The organism is Algoriphagus jejuensis (assembly GCF_039523455.1).
GTDB lineage: Bacteria > Bacteroidota > Bacteroidia > Cytophagales > Cyclobacteriaceae > Algoriphagus > Algoriphagus jejuensis.
This window is the reverse complement of record NZ_BAAAFI010000031.1, coordinates 1-21,702: the sequence shown is the minus strand read 5'-3', so window position 1 is coordinate 21,702 and position 21,702 is coordinate 1. Positions and strand designations below refer to the sequence as shown.

Genomic DNA, 21,702 nt, shown 5'->3' with positions numbered 1-21,702 from the left:
ATCATGGAAAGAATAATTTTTGGTGACAATCAATTTTTCGCTGTAAATCACATTTCAGACGAAAAGTCCCGCGCACAATCCATTAAATTTAGGGATGATTCTGCGATCATTAAAACCCTTGATATCGCAATTGCATCAGGTATCAATACTTTCATGTGCACAACCCATGATCGAATTGCCAATATCTGTGATATTATCCGAAAAGATCCGGCTAAATACCAGGACTTCAAGATTTACCCATGTATGCCTTATGCCCATAAATATGCAAATGCGGTAACTGAATTGGGTATAGCAGGGACGCTCAAACAGTATGTGCCCGGAAATTTTCTAGGCTCCCTAGTAAAAGGAGGTGTCGCCTATCTTTCCAAAGACTTCATTTCGATTATGGAGCTGATGATCGATGCTGAGATGAAAATGTTTAAAGGAATCAATACTCCTGTGATTTTCCTTCAAAACGTAATAACCGATCTGCTATTAGGCCTTGGAATGAATGAGTTTCTTGTCGGATTTGCGAATTATGTCCGCCAAAAGTATAACGCAGAGCCTGGATTTATCACCATGAATTTACCAAAGCTTTTGAATGTGTTGGAAGCGGAGGGGATTTCCAATCCCATAATCTGTGCCTCTATTAACAAGGCTAACTTTAGAATGTCTGGAGGAAAAGACCTTTATGAGAAGACCTTGAAAGAGGGAAGATGCAGAGTTATTGCTATGCAGGTTCTGGGTGGAGGAGCTATCCCAGCGGGGGAGGCTCTGGAATATGTAAGCAAACTACCTAACGTAGAGTCTATACTTTTCGGTGCCTCATCCAAGCAAAATATCGAAAACACGGTTGAAACTATAAGATATCACGACAGAAAAAAGAAAGAAGAATTAATCGTTCAGTAAAATTGAATGGTTTTAAAGCCATAATTTCACCCTGAATTTATTAGAATTTGGCTATTTGGAATTTTTCAGATAGCCAATTTATTTTGACTGGGCATTTTAATGGTTCGGCATATGGCATTAATCGTAGTCTTTTCTACAAACCATCAGGACCATAAAAAGTTAACCTTTTTCCAAACGGGGGAGCTTGGGAATCTAGATAAAGACTTCCGTTAGCAAAGCAGTATCCATTTCAAACAGTGCGAGAGAGACTAAAGTGCTTGCCAACTTGCGGTCAAGAAGTTTTTTGAAGGTTGTAAATGCAGGAGGTGAACCTCTATGCAACCGGGAATGGTGAATGAGTCGAGCAACCTGTCTCCGCTTTGGATGACCTATGGTATCCTCAAAGAGAAAACATTAAAAATTTTTAACCATATCGTGAATCGACCTAGCCTAACGAACCATAAACATCGGGAAAGGGACTTTTTGCTCTCTGCTGCAGAGCAAAAGCTGTAAACAGGCAAGATTCGAGCGATATATCATTCCCTAACTAAACTATAAAATCAATGGCGGATTGCGATAGAATAGACTGCTGAAATCAGGAACGATAACGAAATAGTGCCAAAAATTAAGCGACATGAAATGTGTCATTTCCATAATTAATTAGTTCAACATCGACTACAAAATAAAGAATTGAAGTTCAAAGACACCCTCCAAGCTGATATTCTCCAAGCAGACAAAAAACGCGATATTTTTTTTCAAATTATTGTTTTTGTATTTTGAATACATATATTTGCATAACAAATCTTTTTTGTTTGAGCACCCAGGTTTGGGGCGAATACCTGAAATGTATCGACGAGATAACTAACCAGTTATTTTTTTCTTTGTGTTCGGATATATCTTTCAAAACCATAAATTGGCCAAGCACAGAAAATGTGACTGAAAGGGCGAAGCCCTCGAAGCTTCAATAAATGCAACAAAAACCAAAAAAATACAAAATCTTGATGAAAAAGTTAGTATTAGTACTATTTGTTTCTTTTTTCAGTATTGCATGTTCAAAAAGAAATTTGGTATATTTCAGCGACATCAGCACGGATGTCACCTTCTCTACCTCGATAGATTCTCTAGTTCAGCAAAGAATTCAGGAAGATGATTTATTAAGTATTACAGTAACTAGCTTAAACGCAGAATCCAACATGCTGTTCAATGCCGGGGTATTGATGCCTACCGGGGGGACGGTAAATACTGTCATCTCCACTCCGATCAATGAAAGCTATCTTGTTGACAAAGATGGTTTTATTAACTATCCAGTCATTGGAAAAATCAACTTAAAGGGCTTGACAAAATTAGAAGCTGTCAATAAAATGGCCGGACTATTGGATGAATATGTTCAAAATCCCATTATCAACATTAGGATCATGAACTTTAAAGTGACTGTCCTCGGGGAAGTTCAAAGGCCGTCTTCCTTTATAATTCCGACTGAAAAGGTAACAATCTTGGAGGCATTGGGTCTTGCAGGCGATATGACTGCCTATGGGCGCAGAGAAAACGTGCTGATAATCAGAGAAAAAGATGGGGTCAGGAATACGACCAGGCTAAACCTTAATGACAAAAAAGTTTTATCCTCTCCATATTTTTACCTGCAGCAGAATGATGTGATATATGTGGAGCCATATAAGACCAAATCAATCCAATCAGATTCCAACCCTCGTACTTTTGCAATAATCACAAGTGTAGTTAGTTTACTCACAATCGTCGCATTTCAAATAGATGAATGGTAAACTCTTTGGAACTCTGTCATTTAAACTTTAAAACATGAAACTATCAGATTTATTAAAAGAGATTGAGGAAGAAGAAGGCAACTCTAGTAAAGACGAGTCGATCAACTACAAAATGATGTTTTTCAAATACATCAGCAAATGGTATTGGTTTGCGATTGGCCTTTTTATATGCTTAAGTATAGCCGTAGTTCATACCTATTTTTCCACCCCACAGTATATGGTAACAACTAAACTACTGTTAAAAGACGAGGAAAAAGGCGCTGATTTTAACTCAAATGCGGTTGTTGCTGATATGTTGGGATTTAGCTCTTCGTCTTCTGTGGAAAATGAGGCGGAGGTTCTAAAAGCGGAAAACCTGATGGTTAAAACGTTTGACGAACTTAATCTAACCCATTCCTACTATAAACCGCATGGGAAATTTCGATGGACGGAGTTATATGGCGCCGAAGTTCCAATACAGTTGATTATGCATACCAGAAAACCCATCATTACTATGGATGGCGAGGAGGATGCGGAAAACTTTTTAATCGTTCAAATTATTAATGAAGATGAATTCGAGCTGGAAACTCCATCTGGGGCAAAAAAGACCTATTCTTTTGGAAAAAGGCTGTCAAACCAGTATGGCGAGTTTTCAATAGTTAAAAATCCGGCGTTGGCTGGCTCGTCGGATTCTGTAGAGGTGGTTCAAGTTGTCGAAAATGAACCCATCAGAATTGAGTTTTATGATCCAAAGGCTGTCGCAAAATATTATGCGGAAAACTTGACTGTCGATATTGTCAACAAATTAGCGAGTGTGGTATCCATCAGTCTCCTTGATGCCCATCCTAAAAAGGGAACCGATATTATGCTCAAACTAATTGATGTGTACAATCAAGAAGCAGAAAACGAGAAAAACACTATTGCCAGAAACACAATTACCTTCATTGATGAGCAACTCGTAGGACTTACTGACGAGCTGAAAGAAATTGAAGGAGAAAGTGAACAATATAAACTTAATAACTCAATAACTGATGTCAGTGCTGAAGCTCAATTGTATCTGAGTAGTACAACCGTAAACAGACAGCAATTAAGCGAGTTTTCCATTCAGATTGACGTGTTGGAGTCCATCGAGTCCTATTTGAAAAACCAAGGATCAGAGTATGAAATGGTACCAAGCACACTGAGTATTCAAGACCCCACGCTTACTGGATTGATTGCCAATTTCAACCAGCTTCAAAGGGAAAGAGAACGAATGCTGCGGACTACCCAGCCGAACAATCCTATTGTTCTGAATATTAACCAGCAATTGTCCAGTCTTCGGTCAAGCATTATTGAAAATTTAAGAAATATAAAAAATGGGCTCATGATTTCCAGGGACAATTTACAAGCCACGTCCAACCAATTCCAAGGGCGTGCATCCCGAGTACCTACCATGGAAAGAGAGTTGTTGGAAATCAGTCGTCAGCAGGGTATCAAGCAACAACATTACCTCTATCTGATTCAAAAAAGAGAGGAAGCAATTTTGACCTTGGCGGCTACTACTGTAAGTAATACTAAAATCATAGACCCTCCAGCTTCTTCTGATTACCCTGTTTCGCCGAACAAAAAGCTGACGTTTGCTTTCAGTTTAATGCTAGGCCTTGCCATTCCATTTGGATTTTTATTCATAAAAGATCTATGGCAGGGGAGAATTGAGCTCAAATCGGACGTGGAAAAGATTACTTCTACGAAAGTACTGGGTGAAATTTCTCGAAATCCAGGAAAATCGGGTGTAATCGCTATTAAGAAAAACAAGAGAACACTCATTGCTGAACAATTTAGGTTTATCAGGAGTAACCTGGCGTTTTCTACCTATCAACAAGCCAACAAAGTTATCATGGTTACTTCAGGGATTAGCGGTGAAGGAAAGACTTTCTTCAGTATTAATCTTGCAATCAGTTTGGGATTGACTGGAAAAAGAGTTGTCGTTTTGGAATTTGATCTCCGTAAGCCTGCTATGTTATCCGCTCTTGGAATGGAGGTGCCGATTGGTATATCAGAATACTTGGAACAGGATATATATGAATTGGATGAAATCATTCACCCTTTGACCGAAGCAGAAAACGTTTCAATCATAGGATGTGGAAAAATACCAGAAAATCCGGCTGAATTAATGATGGGTGATAAACTTCTTCGATTGCTAGAGGATCTGTCCAGTAGATTTGACTATGTCGTAATTGATACGGCCCCGATCGGACTAGTCTCGGACTCATTTATGCTATCAGAAATTGCAGACGTTACCATTTTCATGCTACGCTACAACTACTCTACCAGAGCCCAGGTCAAAACCATTGAGGATATCCGTCTGAACAAAAAATTCAAATTGCCTTTGATTGTGCTGAATGACGCCAAATTGGAAATGACCTATGGCTACACTGCAACTTATGGCAAAAATTATTATCAGAATACATGACAATAATTTACTTTAATTAGATATCCCGTTCTATCTCATACAATTTCAAATGAAAATCTGGATTGATTTCATAAATACACCACAGGTCAGTTTTTTTGAACCTTTGATTAATGAATTAGGGGGGAATGGACATGAATTCATTTTGACTTGCAGAGACTCTTCCAACACCGTTCAGTTACTGAATCAAAAAAAATGGAGGTATCACATAATAGGTAACTCCGTCAAAAAATCAACAACCTCCAAAATTCTGGCTTTTCCTAAAAGAGTTAGAAATCTCGTTCATTACATCAAGGGGAAGAAAGTTGATATAGCGATTGGGCAAAGTAGCTTTTACTTGCCAATAGCTTCCAAAATCATGGGAATTCCCTCTATTTACACCAATGATAATGAACATGCGATGGGGAACATTCCAAGTTTCTTCTTTGCAACCAAGATTTTATTGCCGGAGAGTATGTCCATCAAAAAGGCTTTGCGGCAAGGTGCTAGCAAAACAAAAATAATTCAGTATCCAGGCATAAAAGAAGGCGTGTATTTATGGTCAAAGGGATATGAGATCCAAAAAAGGAGAGACCTACATAAATCTACGAGGATATACATTAGACCTGAGCCGCAAACTGCTCAATACTATAATGGGAAATTGAATTTCCTGGATAATTTATTATTGGATATAAAAGACCAATACGATATCACGATTTTGGCTCGAGACAAGAATCAAGTTGAGCATTATGGCCAACCAAAATTCCTAAACATTAAAGTGCCTTCCCGCACGATGGAATTTAGTGAGGTGGCATCAGACTGCATACTTTTCATAGGAGCCGGTGGATCCATGACCAGAGAAATGGCCATCATTGGAGTTCCGACAATCTCAGTCTATCAAGGTGATTTATTGGATGTTGACAGGTATTTGATTGATCAAAACCTTATGAAACATGAACCAAATCTCACGAAGGAATTTATTGAAACCTTTTTTGGAGGGATTAGAAAAAAAACCTATAATGATTCCCTGATTTCAAAAGGCAAAAGTGCTTATCATCTCATCCAAACTACCCTATTAGAACTTAGTGAAAAAGTAAATAATCGTAGTTTGCACTAGCTCAAACCACCCACATGTTACACATTTATATACATATAGAAGCATAAATTATGAAAGCAGTAATTTTAGCAGGGGGATTTGGAACCCGAATTAGTGAAGAAAGTGGAGTAAGGCCAAAGCCAATGGTTGAAATCGGCGGTAAACCAATTCTTTGGCATATAATGAAAATTTATAGTTCTCATGGAATTAACGATTTCGTAATATGCTGTGGTTACAAAGGGTACATGATCAAGGAGTATTTTTCAAACTATTTTTTACATACTTCAGATGTTACTTTTGATCTCCAAAAAAATGAAATGGAAGTACTTCGCAGAAACGGAGAGCCTTGGAAGATTACCCTGATTGACACCGGAGAAAATGTAATGACCGGGGGGAGGATAAAAAGAGTTGCGGATTATATAAAAGACGAGACGTTTTGTTTAACCTATGGAGACGGATTAAGTGACCTGGATATCACCGCTACCATCGATTTTCACAAAAAGCAAAATTCGTTGGTAACGCTAACTGCGGTTCAGCAACCGGGAAGGTTTGGAGCATTCACCCTAGGTTCCGAAGATACCAGAATTTCCAGTTTCAGGGAAAAGCCAACTGGTGACGGCAACAGCAATGCCTGGATCAACGGAGGTTTTTTCGTCGTGGAGCCGGAGGCGCTAGATTACATCGTGGACGATCAAACGGTGTGGGAAAGAGAGCCTCTAGAACAACTTGCAAACACCGACAAGCTTGCAGCCTACAAGCACACCGGCTTCTGGCAGCCAATGGATACTCTAAGGGACAAGAATGTGTTGGAAGATTATTGGAACAGCGGAACAGCAGCTTGGAAAAGCTGGTAATTAAATTCATATAAACATGTCAAATAATATTTTCGAAGTATTTTCTGGAAAGAAAATTCTAATTACCGGCCACACAGGGTTCAAAGGTTCATGGCTATCTCTATGGCTTAGTCAAAAAGGAGCTCAGCTGTTTGGTATTTCCAATGAGATCCCAACCCAACCTTCCCTCTTTGAAGCACTCAATCTTGAAGAAAAGATGGAGCATATCATCCTTGATATACGAGATCTCGCATCTTTAAAGTCCGAAGTGAATCGGATTGCACCTGATTTTATTTTTCACATGGCTGCACAGCCCATCGTTTCGTTGTCTTACCAAAATCCTTTAGATACTCTTACGACTAATGCTATAGGCACTGCAAATCTCCTAGAGTCGGCACGTTATCTGGAAAACAAATGTGTAGTTATATGCATTACCTCAGACAAATGTTACGAAAACGTAGAGTGGGTTTGGGGATATAAGGAAACTGATATGCTCGGAGGTAAAGATATCTACAGCGCTTCTAAAGCAGCCGCGGAAATAGTCATTCATTCCTATTTCCATTCCTTTATTAAAAAAATGCCAAATATACGCATGGCATCTGTCAGAGCCGGAAACGTGATAGGAGGAGGGGACTGGGCGGCCGATAGGATAGTTCCAGACTGTGTCAGATCATGGAGCAAAGGTGAAAAGGTTGAAATCCGAAACCCCGGTGCTACCAGACCTTGGCAACACGTTTTAGAGCCACTTAGTGGATATTTGGCTATCGCCGCTGATTTGTGGCAAAGCAGTGAACTGAATGGTCAGAGTTATAATTTCGGTCCGCCTTCACAAAATAACATTACAGTCATGGAGTTGTTGAAGAAACTAGGTAAACGCTGGGGCCTGCAAAATCCAGAGGATATTTACATCCAGACCGGAGAATTGAAATTCCACGAAGCTGGGTTACTCAAATTGAACTGTGACAAAGCATTGTTCGACCTTCAGTGGCAACCAACACTGGCGATTGATGAGTTGATTCAGTTTACCGGCGATTGGTATTACAGCTACTACCACGATCAAGTAGATATGGCTGAGACCACCAAGGATCAGATTGTTTTATTTGAGCAAAAAGCCTTCGATAAAAACATCCGGTGGGCAACGCAAATGGATTTATCACCCATTAATTAATAGTCCGATGATTTTTAAGAGAACTGAGATCAGGGACATGTACCTCATAGAGCTCGAAAAGAAGGGAGACGAACGAGGATTTTTTGCCCGTACATTTTGTATAGAGGAGTTTAAAAACCATGGGATTCAATTTGTGCCCATTCAATCCAACATGTCTTCGAGTACCCACAAAGGGACGCTAAGAGGATTGCATTACCAAATAGAGACAGAAGAGGCCAAATTGGTCAGATGTCCCAGAGGTTCAATCTTTGACGTGGTCATTGATTTAAGAAAAAACTCAGAATCCTACTTGAAAATCTCATGCAATGAGATTTCAAGCTCGACAAATCAAATCTTGTATATCCCTCCAGGATGTGCTCATGGTTTTCAAACATTGGAAGACAATACCGAGGTTAATTATTTGGTAACTGCATTTTTCAGCCCTGCAAATGAACGGGGAATTCGATATGATGATCCAACTTTTAATATCAGTTGGCCAATGCAAATACATACAATATCAGAAAAAGACAAATCATTTAGAGATTATGAAAGTTAATAGGAGTTTGATACAGTGATATGGATATAATAAAAACGAAAATCCCAGGGTGTTATGAAATTCACAAGATTGTTAGAAAAGACACTCGGGGGCGACTAGTCAAAACCTTTTCTGAAAAAACATTTCAAGAAATGGCGCTTCACAGAAATTTTCCAGAAGTTTATTATTCGGTATCTAACAAAAACGTGCTTAGAGGCCTGCATTTTCAAATACCATCCCAACATCACGTCAAACTCGTAGCGTGCCTGCAAGGCAGTATTTTAGACGCGGTAGTAGACCTAAGAATTGAGTCTCCGACGTATGGAGAAAACATCTTAGTTGAGTTAAATCCAGATAAGGCCAATATGCTTTATATCCCGGCTGGTTGTGCCCACGGATTTTATTCCCTCACGGAAAACACGATTTTCTTAAATAAAACCTCCACCGGCTACAGCCAAAAACATGATAGGGGCATCCATTGGGATAGTTGTGGGATCGATTGGCCAACCAACAAACCGATAGTTTCTGAAAAAGACAAACATCTTATTGATTTTGCCTCATATAATTCACCTTTTAGATATCAAGAAGCAATATGATCATAGTAGACACATCACTCCAAAAAAGAGAAAAAGAAGGGCGAATTCTGAAAGTCGGTATGATAGGGGCTGGCGAGATGGCAAAAGGCATGATCAATCAAATCATGAAATATACCCCTGGGATGACGGTAGCTGCCACTTATAACAGAACACCCCAACGTGCAGTCGAAGTTTATAATGCATTGCAAATAGACAGCTACTTGGTCACCGATGATCTGGAGAAGGCGAATCATGCCATTTCAAGAGGCACTTCGGTAATTACTGGCGATATAGATCTTTTCTTGAAGCTGGATGAGGTAGAGGTAGTAGTTGAGTCTACAGGAGCTATTACATTTGGTGCCGAAACTATACTAAAGGCTTTTGCAAACGGGAAGCACGTACTATCCTTCAACGCCGAACTGGATTCTACTCTCGGTCCTATACTCTATCGGAAGGCTAAAGAAATGGGAGTTAAATATGCCCTTGGGGACGGGGATCAACCTGGCACTACGATGAATTTGTACAGGTATGTGAGGGGCTTAGGTTTTGAGCCTTTGGTATGTGGCAACGTCAAAGGTATGTTGGATTATTACAGAACGCCTGCCACCCAGAAAAAATTTGCCGACTCTTGGGGAATGGCACCAGAAATGGCAACCAATTTTGCGGATGGCACCAAAGTAGCATTCGAACAATCCTGCATCGCCAACGCAACAGGAATGCGAGTTGCTAAACGTGGGATGCTGGGCTACGAGTCCTCAGACCACGTGGACAACCTTACTCATCTTTTTGATATAGATCAACTGCGGGAATGGGGTGGGATTGTAGATTATATCGTCGGAGCAAAGCCGTCTCCGGGAGTATTCGTCTACGCAGCAACTAATGATTCGTTTTCAAAAAAATACCTGAGTTACGGTAAATTGGGAGATGGCCCACTTTATAGCTTTTATGTTCCTTACCATCTTTTGTTTTTTGATATTGCAAGTTCAATCTCTAGATTGATAGATTTTGATGACCCTGTTATAGTGCCATTGAGCAGCCCAACAGTAGACGTCATTACGGTCGCCAAATGCGACCTTAAACCAGGGGATGTGCTTGATGGCATTGGAGGATTCAAATCGTATGGTCTGTGTGAGAATCACAGTCAAGTGGTCTCTGAAAATCTCCTCCCTAATGGCCTGTCAGAGGGATGTGTAGTAAATAAGTTTATACCAAAAGACGCCGTCATTTCTTATTCAGATGTCCAAGTGCCAACGGGCCGGCTAATTGACAAGCTAATGGCAGAACAGCTCACCATTAACTGATTATCTAATTTATCTGACATGAAATTTACAATTGGATTACCCATTACAAAAACCAAGTATTTAAAAGAATCATTAGATAGCATAGACGCGCAAACTTTTAAGGATTTTGAGGTAATAATTCGAAATAACGCTAAAACGCCAGAAGTAAAGAGCGAAATAAAGGAAATTTGCAAGACCTGGCTTAATCGTTCGAATGTCACTTATGAGGAAAGTTCTGAACAATTGAGTATGCCCGCCAATTTTAATAGAATATTGGATCGAGCAAAAGGGCAATTTTTTACCATTCTCAGCGACGATGACGTGATGAATGAGGAGTTTCTTAATGAATTCAATGAATTGACATTAAAATATCCTGCCACAAAAGTCTTTCATTGCAGAGTGAAACTAATTGATGGGGAAAGCAAATTTATTGGGGTTACGGAAATCTGTCCAGAGTGGGAAAAACAAGAAGATTTCGTTTTCGAAAGAATAAAAGAAAAACGTGATTTTTTCCTTTCAGATTTTATCGCAAACACTGAGGCACTAAAGGAAATCGGGAAATTTCCGGAAGAAATTTCCGGTTGGGGCCTTGACGAAATCACTTGGTCAAAGCTTGGGTACAACGGTGTCGGCTACTCCAGTAAGTTATTGTTGGAATACAGAATGTTTCCAGGGAATTTCAGTCTTTCGAAAGAAAATTTGAAAAAAAGATTCAAAGACATTGAAGTGATGCGTGAGAACTTTGAAAAAATAATTTACGACACCTGCAATGGGAAGGATTCCATTTATCCTTTGAACTATATGCTTGACCTTAACAGAAAGAGGACCCAGGATCAACACGACCTGGTTTTTAAATTCCAAACACTTTCTGGAAATATATATCAAAATGTAGTTTTTTATTTTAAAAACAAATCTCAATTATCAAAAAAGCGAGCTTTCAAGCAGCTGATAAAGAGCTGTTTCTAATCGTCTAATTTGACCATAAAACCAAGACTATCTTAGCCAAAAAGGTTCAAATGATTTCCGTTAAAAAAATCACCGACAATAAAGTAGTTCAGAACTTTTCGTTCATGACTGTGGGAAACATGGCTTCCCAAGTGTTGTCGTTGATTACGGTTCTGAAAATAACGCAACATTTCGCTCCTGATGATTTTGGACTGTATACTTTTATCACATCTCAAGGCCTATTATTGTTGAATATCAGTGATTTGGGGATTCAGCCAATCATTGTAAGATCGATCGCAAGAGATCAAAACAAAACTTATGATCTGATCTCGAACGGGCTAATATTGAGGACACTAACGATCGTGTTGTTAACTGGGCTGTATGCCATATACAATCACTACTTTGGTACTTTGACTATTGAAGGAGTATTGCTTGTCAGTTTATGCGGATTTGTCAATGCGCTATGGACAGTCTTGGAATATGCCTTTTTGGGAAATCAAAACATGTTCTTTGCTTCGTTGATCAAAATCACCTATGGTTTACTCTGGTTTGGTTTTGTATTCCTACTGCCCTTAGACTACTTCACGGTATACAATCTGATCTTTATATTCATATTGCTCAATATTTTGCAGGGATTGGCTTTAGGTATTTATCTAAAAAGAAAGAAGATGATGGAGGGAAGAAGATCTACCTTTCTCTCCTCTACCAAGAAAATTCTTAAGCAGAGCTGGCCTTATTTCAGTGTTATGCTTATTATGATTCCTGTTCAGCAATTTCACAATATTTACCTTGAACTGAATTCCACTGTAGAGGAAATCGGTTTTTTCAATCTTGGAAAGAGATTTTTAGCCCCAATTCAAATGGTTTTAAATTATGCTGTTCTTGCGGCTTTTCCGAGCTTGTCCGCCCTATGGGTAGCTGATCAAAAGAAATTCTATTCAATACTGTCAAATGGATTTCAATACTTTCTAATAATAGGAATGTCATTGGCTGTGGTCTTTAATTTGTTTATAGAAGATATTGTTATCTTGCTTTTCTCTGAAGAATATCTTCCTGCAGTAAAAGTTACGCAAATGCAAGTTTGGTTTACTTTTCTAATGGCGGTTAACTACACGATTTCTACAGTTTTTGGAGCAATCAATAGGGAAAAGGTAATGTTTAACCTTGCAGTCGTAAATGGAGTTATTTCTATACCTATGATGTACTATGCTAGCCGGTTCGGCGCTTACGGCCTATCAGTTGCGTATGTTACATCGTTCGCAATTATGGAAGTAGTACTTTGGATTACCTTTAGAAATCTACTAAAAATCAAAATTAAGAGAGAATTTACTTGTTGGTTGATAGTTGTTGTGATGTTTGTAGTCAGCACATTCCTAATACGGGACTTACAATTGGAAACAAAAATAGCTTTATCCGTTCTAATCTGCTTCAGCGTAGGGCTATACTTTATCAAAAATTATAGACAGGACTACCAAAATGAATAGATATATACAAGCAGTTGCTGTCTTTTTTGTTATTTTTATCTCGCTTAAGTTTTTCGAAGCGAGATTCTTAGGTGATATGATCGGAATAAAAATTCCATTTTTATTCGTTCTATTAATTGTTTCTATTTCATTAATATACATATTTAAGTGTAAGGGAGCGTTTGTTCTACCAGCCCAATTATTGACATTCGCAATGCTTTTTTCAATTGTTTCCGCATATTTGGTTTGGGGACAGGGCGTAATGGATAGTATGGTGAAAACTATTCCACTCACGTTAATTCCTTTCTTTTTCTTGCTAGCCAAATACAAGTACCCGGTAAAAACGTTAGAAAACATCATCCTTGTTTTCGGCTATATTTATTTTGTGCTTTACATGTATCAACTCTTAAATCCCGATACTGCCTATTTTGGCTATGCATTGGTCGATGATACTGGTGGATACAGGGAAAGCAGAGGGGTGACAAGAGTTGTGTTTCCCGGAGCAGGGATTTTCTGGCTTGCCTGTTTTATTTCTTTAAGTAAATTAATTTCGAATCAAGGTAATAAGTATATCTTGGTGCCGCTGGTTCTGTTGGGCTTGGCAGTACCCGTGCTCCAAGCCACCCGTCAGTTAATCGGATTTGTAGTTATACTATATTTTTTGCACTTCGGGTTTCAGCTTTCTTTGGCAAAGAAAATAATAGTTTCGTTTTTATTAATTATTGGCGGAATATATGTTGGAGCATTAAATTTGCCCGTGATTGAAGGATTATATCAAGAAACTCATGACACCACAAGCGAAGGGACCAAGTATATCCGCTTTATAACCGGAGGATACTATCTCACAGAGTTTTCGGATACCTTTTATACTAAGATCATGGGCAACGGTTTTCCAGCCGATAGAAGTGATTACGGCGCAGTCACAATTCGGTTAATAGAAAAAGGAATGTTTCTGGAGGACGTGGGTATAATTGGGCTATATTCTCAGGTTGGAATTATTGGTATAATTGCTTGGTTATTTATCTGGTATAAATCATTTACTGTAATATTGCCCAAAGAATATTACTATTGTAAATATTACCTTTGGATGCTTTTATTCACCTGTCTCACTTCAGGTAGTATCTATACGGTGCACTACGCCATCAGCACCACATTAGTGTTGTATATTTATAATCAAGTTAAATTAAATGAGCGATATAAGTTGAAACAGGTGATTAAGTTATTGTTAAGGAGGAAGTTAGTCAGAGAGGCTCACGATAGTAGACGTCCTGGAGCACCTGCTTATGTTGTTTCTAAAGTTTAACTCATGAAAGTTGTTTATATATCGAGCGCCCCGTTTTTTGATATGGATTTGTCGCTTTTGAAAGAGCTATTTAAAGGCACTGATCTGCATTTTTTTTTGGACCTTCCTCCGTATTCCAGGAAAAGTACTGCTTTAGATTTTAAAACTACTATTGATGTAGCTGGAATATATCCTGCAAAATATTTTGAGGAGCTAAACAAGTTTTCAGATTATATAGATTTAGATAGAATGTCTGTAATTTATAGATCTTCAAAGAAGGTCTATTCTGCTTCTAATCTTTTATTGCAATATAAATTCGCAAAATTGATACGGGAATTTAAACCAGATGTAATCCATTGCAATAACTTCTTGAATTTTAATTTTTTATATTTTCTATATTCCAATAGGAATCGTAAAGTATTAACTGTCCATGACCCTGTTCCGCATTCGGGTGAGGCATCAAAGAAGGACAATGCGATTAGAAAATTTAATTATAGGCACATTAGTAATATAATACTTCTTAATAATAGTCAAACAGATCTATTCATTGGGAATTCCGGCAAGAAGCCTAGCAACATCTTTTTTTCACGACTTGGTTCCTATACATATCTACGGAAATTCGGATCTCAAAAGAAAAAAGCCATAAACCCAAATCAAATCTTGTTTTTTGGAAGAATTTCCCCTTACAAGGGAATTGAGGAATTATGCAAAGCGTTCCGAGTAGTTATCGATGAATTTCCAGAATCAAAATTAGTGATAGCAGGAAGTGGAGATTTTGATTTCAACGTATCTGAATTTAAAAAATTTTCGAACTATACATTTTTGAATAGATATATCCCTAATGACGAGCTAGTAACATTGATTCAAGAATCTAAGTTTGTTGTTTGTCCATATAAGGATGCCACGCAAAGTGGCGTCATAATGACTTCGTTTGCTTTGGACACTCCGGTGGTTGCGACAAATGTAGGAGGTTTAAAAGAGATGATAGTGCATAATCAGACGGGTTTACTTATAGAGCCAAATAGCATTTCTGCACTTGCTGACAGCATTATATGGATGTTTAAGAATCCCGAGGTGAACATAGAAATGGGAAATAATATTAAGAGGTTTAATTTGAATGGAAGTCTAAGTTGGGAATCTATAGTGAAGGATCTGGTTTCTATTTATAGTAAACTAAATTAAAATGTAATGCTAAAAAAATTGAAAATTGTCCAAGTGATTTATGCGCTTATTCAAGGTGGAGCGGAGAAATTTGTCGTTGATTTATCTAATAAATTAGCTGAGACCCATGAGGTATACATTATAACGCTAAGGGGAGATTCTTCGGATTTATTTCAAAACCAAATTCACAAAAGTGTAAACTACATCAATTTTCCTATCGATAATGGCTTTAACTTGCGTGATATTTACCGACTTAATAGATTCATAGATGGGCTGAAACCCGATATAATCCACACACATCTACAAGTAGTCTTCTATTTTCTGTTACGCTCAGTTTTTAATAGAAAGGAAGTTATTTTTCATACTATTCACAATGATGCGTCATTTGATGGCAAGATAAGATATCAGTTTCATCTCAGAAAGTTTTTCTATAAGCGAGGTCTTATTATTCCAATTACTATTTCAGAAGAAAGTAAAGATTCCTATGAGAAATACTACAACCTCGACAATTCCGAGCTAATAAATAATGCTTGTGCGACTCCGTCCATATCAAGTCAATTCGAAGAAGTAAGAAAACAAGTAAACTCGTTAAAGTCTAGTCCTGAAAATCTTGTTTTGGTCCATCTTTCAAGATTTCATGAAGATCAGAAACAGCATAGTGTATTAATTAAAGCATTCAATAAAATTAGAAGTAAACATCAAAATGCTATTTTGTTGATTATTGGAAGAGGCTATGACTTAGATGAAGCCAAGTTTCTAATTGATATTGCCGGGGACGGTGTGTTTTTTTTGGGGGAGAAAAGTAATATTGGCGACTATCTCAGACTAAGTGATGCTTTTTGTCTTAGCTCACGTTTTGAGGGGCTTCCGATTTCGCTACTTGAAGCGATTTCATTAGGATGCGTTCCAATATGTACGCCTGTAGGAGGAATCCGAGACATCATCCAAGAAGGTGAAATAGGATACATGTCAACTGGCATCGATGAGGAAAGTTACTACGAAGTTTTAAGTAGGTTTGTAAATAAACCATACAAGATTCAAAAAGAGACCTTGGAAAGATTTTTTTTGGACAACTATTCTATAGCTAGATGTAGTGCTTTGCATGAAGAAATATTCTTAAAGTATTTAAAATAGAGACGCTGAATCCAATGAAGAAAATTTTGTTCATAACAAATATGTTTCCAACGGAAAAACATCCGTTGCACGGAATATTCATAAAAGAGCAAATTGAAGATCTTAAAAAAAATCATGAATTTGAACATGAAATATTTTTAATCCAGTCTGTTCACAGATCCAAGTTGGAATATTTTAAAAGTATATTTCAGATCCCAAAGCGGATTAGAAAATTTAAGCCTGATATTATACACGTCCACTACGGTATTTCCGGCTTTTTTTTATTGTTCTATAGACCGTCGGTAAAGGTTTTTTTGACATTACATGGCAGTGACTTCAATAATCGGGGAAGTAATTACTTACAAGTTTGGTTCAGTAAAAGGATTATCTCTAAAGTCGATGTTGTGTTTGTCCAGAATGCTGGAATGAAAGACAATGCCCTGAGATATAACAAAAATGTTGAAGTATTGACCTGCGGAGTAGATACAGATTTTTTTAATCCCGGTATATTTGAAAGAGAAAGTAGGATTGAAAAAACAATATTGTTTCCTAGCAGTCCCTCTAGATCCGTCAAAAATTATCCGTTGTTTTTAGAAGCGGTGAAGGTGTTAGAGGACGATTATAATCATAAGATAATTATTAAAAATCTTGAAAATTCAAGTAGGGCTCAAGTGAAGAATATCATTATCAGCTCTGATTGTCTTTTGATGACATCAATAACAGAAGGTTCGCCACAGGTTATTAAAGAATCGTTATCCTGTGGGCTACCGGTAGTATCTGTTCCTGTTGGTGATGTAGCAGAGATGACAAAAGATGTGCCTAACTGTTTTATAGCATCTTCACACAATCCAAAAGAATTGGCGGAATTGGTGGATAAGACTTTCCAAAACCAAAACAGTGGTATTAGAGATGCTTTTTTGAAAAAAGACCAGTTCAGCAATCATACCATAACGAGACGTCTAGCAGACCTCTACAAGGTTGCATTTAAAAACAGTAAATAATAGATTTATGAAAGATATTCTTTTCAAGATCCTATTCTATAGTGGACTACCTTATTTGATGAGGTTGGTATTTCAAAAAAACCGAGTGACTATACTTGTGTATCATGAGATTATGCCATCTACTGCTGAAAAGCAATTTGTTTACTTAAAAGAAAATTACAATCTTATCTCACTTCAAACTTTTTTGAAGGCAATTGAGAGTAAAGATAAAAGTCTGATTCCGAAGAGGGCTTTGATTATTACATTCGATGACGGTAGAATTAGTAATTATCAGCTTCTTCCAATTATTAAGAAGCATAATATCCCAGTTACAATATTTTTAAATTCTGGAATTATCAATACTAATAGACATTACTGGTTTAGATATAACAGAGAGCTTTTTTCGAACTCGTATTTAAAAAGACTATCTAACAAAGATCGCTTAGTTTTGATGGAAAAACACGGATTTATACCCGAAAAGGAATTCGATAGTCCACAGGCTTTGAATAAAAACCAAATAATTGAAATGAGTTCTTATATCGACATGCAGTCCCATACTTTTTTTCATCCTTGCCTTCCAAAGTGTGATGATGAAGTAGCTAAATTTGAAATTGAAAATTGTAAAAGGACACTTGAAAAGGAATATAATTTTCAAATTAATTCACTGGCTTTTCCAAATGGCGACTATACCGATAGAGAAATTGAGATTGCCAAGCAAGCGGGTTATAAATCGTGTCTTACTATAGATAAGGGGTATAATTCTATTCAATCCGACCCTTATAGACTTAAGAGGTTGGATCCCAATGATACAGATAGTGTGGCTGAATTTGTAGTTAAAACATCTGGTCTGCACATTCTATTAAAGTATTTTAGAAAATAGATACACAGAAGGTATTTCAACATAGTACTTTTTAAGAAAAACAATTTGTCTGATTTATAATGTAATAGTATGGTAGGAATAACAATTTGCTCATGTGGATCCAATTTGGATCGAATATTGGAAGGTCAAAGTGTAATTTATAGAAACGAAACTATAGTTGTACTGAACTCCAGCAACTACAACTATCCAATTTTTCAACAAGAGATTAGTCAAGGTATTCTCCTGATTTTGGAAGGAAGAATTTTTGGAGAATCCTTTGAATCTATCGCGGCAGAACTCAAATCGGTTGGCGCGGACAGTATGGATGATAGATTAACTCATTATTCATTTAATCTCGATGGAGAGTTTTTCTTTTATAAAATTGATACGAGGAGCAATAAAATCCTGGTAGTCGGAGACCATTTGAATCGATTGCCGTTGTATTTTGGAAGTGATGGTCAGCAATGGATAGTTTCCCGTCAAATCAGTATTGCTGCCTTGTTTATGAGGTCTAAGATAAACAAAGTGAATCTTGCTGAATTTATGGTTTTCGACTACAATCTTTCCGATAGGACTTGGTTTGATAATTTGTATTTTCTGCAAATTGACGATTTCATAGAAGTAGATACGCTTAGAAATGATCTTAGAGTCAAAAGAAAGCCAGAAACCTATGATTTTGGAAATAAAACAGTAGGAGTAATTACCGAAGATCTTCTGCTTAATATGGCCGATATTTTCCTGCAAGCTTGCTCTGTTAGAGCGGATGAAATAAACGTTTTGTCGATGAGTGGTGGGATGGATTCTAGATCGGTGGCCGCGGGACTTGTTAAAAATAGTAAGGCTTTGGCGGGGGTGACATTTGAAAATGCTGAGAAAACTGCGCTTTACGATTCAATAATTGCGGAAGAAATCGCGGATTCTTTGGGGATAAAATGGCACAAAGTTGCCTTGAGTAGGGATTCATTTCTCGAGGATGTTGATAGTTTGATGAACATCAAAATGAGTATTCAGCCCTGTAGGTTCTATTATTTGTATCAATTTTGTGCTGAGGTACAGAAAAAATTTGGAAATGATATTACCTTTTTTACAGGTGATGGTGGTGACAAAGTATTTCCTGATCTAGGTAGAAATTTGAAGTTCAATGATGATTATAAGTTATTTAAATTTATAATTAGAGAAAATCATGAGTTTTCAGTAGAACATGCCAGTGCAATAGTAGGCATATCTAGTAAAGATCTAGAAAATCAAATATTTTCTTATATTCGGAGTCTGCCTGCGAAGACTAGTTCCAATAAGCTTGAGCAATTTATTTTGAGAGCTCGGATGAAACGGTATATATTTGAGGGAGAAGACCGAAATAGGAATTACTTCTGGTCAACGACTCCATTTCTGAGCAAAAGATTTTTTTCTTTGATGATGAGCATAAGTCCGCAAATCAAGAGACAGGAACTCTTCTATTTTGAGTTTATATCGCGTCTTAATCGTGAGGTGGCTGAAATCCGTAACGAGAATTTTTCAAAGGGTAAGTTTCAAGTTAACAAAGGGTTGTATTCCTTTATAAAAGGACTTTCGAACCAGTTTCTGTCCAGGAAATCAAAGGAGCATTTGAAGTCAATATTCAAAAGCAGTTCTGCTCCTAGTGATAGCGCTAGGCAATACGTCTCGGAAATTAAAAGGATGCTTCCAGCAAATAATCTGTTGGATAAGAAAGCCCTATCGGGTAGTCTAAGTGATTATTCTACCGGACAATTATCTTTGATTTTAACCTATTTGAAAGTTAGTGAATTTTTAAAAAGAGAGAATTCTGAAGTTGAATATTTAGAAGAGCAGGTTTAGATTTTGTCGTAGTTTCAGTATTTCTTATAAGTATTTAGTGTTGTGAACAATTAATTTGGCTATTGATTAAATTTAGATCTATATATTGAATTTTTTATTTTTATAATATTAAATTGATCTAGAGATGAAAAGTAATTTAAAGAAAATTGTATTGTTGCTAGGTTTACCATTGACTTATTTTTCCGCATTGTGGCTGAGATTTACCAGTAACGGGCCGCGTCTTCAGTCTAATGATAAGATCTTTTCTGATTTGGGAATACTTCCTATTTTAGACCACTATTATCAGCCGCTAACTAACCCCAAAAAACATCTTAAGAAGTCTTTACGTGAAGATCGAGTGCTTAAAGGGATCGATTGGAATATTGAACGGCAACTTGAAATACTAAATCAGTTTCATTTCGCTGATGAATTGAAGGAATTTCCTTTGGAAAAGCAGAAGCATGCAGAGTATTATTATAATAATAGTATGTATGCGTCGGGAGATTCAGAATATCTCTATAGTATGGTACGGTTTTTCAAGCCTAGGAGGATCATTGAGATCGGTAGCGGTAATTCCACATTGATGGTAATCAATGCAATTGAAAGAAATTTCGTGGAAAATAGTGAGTACAAATGTACACACATTTGTATAGAACCTTATGAGCAACCATGGCTTGAGAAAGTTAACGTAGAGCTCAGGAGGGACAAAGTAGAGGAAATTGAACTTTCTTTTTTTGAGACGCTAGAAAAGGATGATTTTCTTTTTATTGATTCTTCGCATGTGATTAGGCCACAGGGAGATGTGCTTTTCGAAATACTAGAAATATTGCCAATTCTTCAGCCTGGAGTAATAGTGCATATCCACGATATTTTTTCGCCAAAAGATTACCTTGACGAATGGATATTTGGGGACAAAAAGCTTTGGAATGAACAATATCTCCTAGAAGCTTTTCTTTCATTCAATTCAAAGTTTGAAATAATTGGTGCTGTCAATTTCCTTTCCCACAAATATAGGGAGGTGTTTGGGGAGAAATTCCCGATTTTTAAATCGCAAACAGGCCGGGAACCGGGGGCATTCTGGATCAGAAGGATCTGACTGGGATGAAAGCTAGTTAATTGTCTTTTAAAACTTCGTCACAAGCCTTGTTGTAGGTCTAATCGCCTACTCTTACTTGACAAGTAACCAGTAGTAAAATATCAACCCTTGGAATTGAGTCAATTGGTTATATTTTAGAATCAGCCTTCGGTTATTAGTAAAAGTACATCAATATTCAGTTTGTCTAAGCCAGAGAAAAAATGCGGGAACATTTGAATGTTCACGCATTTTTGTTTTATACTCTTCAATAAAGGATTTAAACCAACGGCATTTAGTTTTCAAGCTGATTGAAACTGATTGCCGTGTTTAATCAATTTATTTCTCAAACGGATGCGGTATGAGCAATCCGGCGGGTCTATAGAACCCTTTCTTGTCCTTCATTTCATCTGTATCCATCCGACCAACCCCGTCTCGTAGGAAAAGGGATTTTTATTTAAGTCGGTATTCTTGCCAGTTTGAGGGAAGCAGTT

18 protein-coding genes are annotated in these 21,702 nt (G+C 37.4%); all 18 read left to right on the top strand.

The window, feature by feature from the left end:
- Positions 1 to 3: 3 nt before the first annotated feature.
- Positions 4 to 888: an aldo-keto reductase family protein gene (locus tag ABD031_RS13835; RefSeq protein WP_343852454.1), complete on the top strand. Its 885-nt coding sequence runs from the start codon at positions 4 to 6 to the stop codon at positions 886 to 888.
- 980 nt (positions 889 to 1,868) lie between these two features.
- Positions 1,869 to 2,645, top strand: a complete 777-nt coding sequence (locus ABD031_RS13830) for a polysaccharide biosynthesis/export family protein (protein ID WP_343852453.1) — start codon at positions 1,869 to 1,871, stop codon at positions 2,643 to 2,645.
- 34 nt (positions 2,646 to 2,679) lie between these two features.
- Positions 2,680 to 5,076, top strand: coding sequence for a GumC family protein (locus ABD031_RS13825; protein WP_343852452.1), 2,397 nt, complete (start codon positions 2,680 to 2,682; stop codon positions 5,074 to 5,076).
- A gap of 49 nt (positions 5,077 to 5,125) precedes the next feature.
- Positions 5,126 to 6,169, top strand: a complete 1,044-nt coding sequence (locus tag ABD031_RS13820; RefSeq protein ID WP_343852451.1) for a DUF354 domain-containing protein — start codon at positions 5,126 to 5,128, stop codon at positions 6,167 to 6,169.
- A 50-nt stretch (positions 6,170 to 6,219) separates the two neighbouring features.
- Positions 6,220 to 7,002, top strand: coding sequence for a glucose-1-phosphate cytidylyltransferase (gene rfbF, locus ABD031_RS13815; protein WP_343852450.1), 783 nt, complete (start codon positions 6,220 to 6,222; stop codon positions 7,000 to 7,002).
- Positions 7,003 to 7,018: 16 nt separating this feature from the next.
- The gene (rfbG, locus tag ABD031_RS13810) at positions 7,019 to 8,149 is read left to right on the top strand and encodes a CDP-glucose 4,6-dehydratase (RefSeq protein WP_343852449.1); all 1,131 of its coding nucleotides are present in this window, start codon (positions 7,019 to 7,021) and stop codon (positions 8,147 to 8,149) included.
- Between the two features lie 7 nt (positions 8,150 to 8,156).
- The gene (gene rfbC / locus ABD031_RS13805; RefSeq protein WP_343852447.1) at positions 8,157 to 8,684 is read left to right on the top strand and encodes a dTDP-4-dehydrorhamnose 3,5-epimerase; all 528 of its coding nucleotides are present in this window, start codon (positions 8,157 to 8,159) and stop codon (positions 8,682 to 8,684) included.
- A gap of 20 nt (positions 8,685 to 8,704) precedes the next feature.
- Entirely contained in the window at positions 8,705 to 9,259 is a 555-nt protein-coding gene (locus ABD031_RS13800; RefSeq protein ID WP_343852445.1) for a dTDP-4-dehydrorhamnose 3,5-epimerase family protein, read from the top strand.
- The gene (locus tag ABD031_RS13795) at positions 9,256 to 10,539 is read left to right on the top strand and encodes an NAD(P)H-dependent oxidoreductase (RefSeq protein WP_343852443.1); all 1,284 of its coding nucleotides are present in this window, start codon (positions 9,256 to 9,258) and stop codon (positions 10,537 to 10,539) included. The genes ABD031_RS13800 and ABD031_RS13795 overlap by 4 nt, the downstream gene beginning before the upstream one ends.
- Positions 10,540 to 10,557: 18 nt before the next feature.
- Entirely contained in the window at positions 10,558 to 11,484 is a 927-nt protein-coding gene (locus ABD031_RS13790; RefSeq protein WP_343852441.1) for a glycosyltransferase, read from the top strand.
- Between the two features lie 50 nt (positions 11,485 to 11,534).
- Complete coding sequence (locus ABD031_RS13785; RefSeq protein WP_343852439.1) at positions 11,535 to 12,947, top strand: oligosaccharide flippase family protein; 1,413 nt, start codon at positions 11,535 to 11,537, stop codon at positions 12,945 to 12,947.
- The gene (locus ABD031_RS13780) at positions 12,940 to 14,229 is read left to right on the top strand and encodes a hypothetical protein (RefSeq protein WP_343852437.1); all 1,290 of its coding nucleotides are present in this window, start codon (positions 12,940 to 12,942) and stop codon (positions 14,227 to 14,229) included. Before ABD031_RS13785 ends, ABD031_RS13780 begins: the two co-directional genes overlap by 8 nt.
- Positions 14,230 to 14,232: 3 nt before the next feature.
- A complete protein-coding gene (locus tag ABD031_RS13775) occupies positions 14,233 to 15,390 on the top strand; it encodes a glycosyltransferase family 4 protein (RefSeq protein ID WP_343852435.1) in 1,158 nt (385 codons plus the stop codon).
- A 6-nt stretch (positions 15,391 to 15,396) separates the two neighbouring features.
- Positions 15,397 to 16,503, top strand: a complete 1,107-nt coding sequence (locus ABD031_RS13770) for a glycosyltransferase (protein WP_343852433.1) — start codon at positions 15,397 to 15,399, stop codon at positions 16,501 to 16,503.
- A gap of 14 nt (positions 16,504 to 16,517) precedes the next feature.
- Positions 16,518 to 17,483, top strand: a complete 966-nt coding sequence (locus ABD031_RS13765) for a glycosyltransferase family 4 protein (RefSeq protein ID WP_343852431.1) — start codon at positions 16,518 to 16,520, stop codon at positions 17,481 to 17,483.
- 7 nt (positions 17,484 to 17,490) lie between these two features.
- Positions 17,491 to 18,342, top strand: coding sequence for a polysaccharide deacetylase family protein (locus tag ABD031_RS13760; RefSeq protein WP_343852429.1), 852 nt, complete (start codon positions 17,491 to 17,493; stop codon positions 18,340 to 18,342).
- Between the two features lie 117 nt (positions 18,343 to 18,459).
- A complete protein-coding gene (locus ABD031_RS13755) occupies positions 18,460 to 20,157 on the top strand; it encodes an asparagine synthase-related protein (protein WP_343852427.1) in 1,698 nt (565 codons plus the stop codon).
- Between the two features lie 124 nt (positions 20,158 to 20,281).
- Positions 20,282 to 21,232: a class I SAM-dependent methyltransferase gene (locus ABD031_RS13750; protein ID WP_343852425.1), complete on the top strand. Its 951-nt coding sequence runs from the start codon at positions 20,282 to 20,284 to the stop codon at positions 21,230 to 21,232.
- The last annotated feature ends 470 nt before the right edge of the window (positions 21,233 to 21,702 follow it).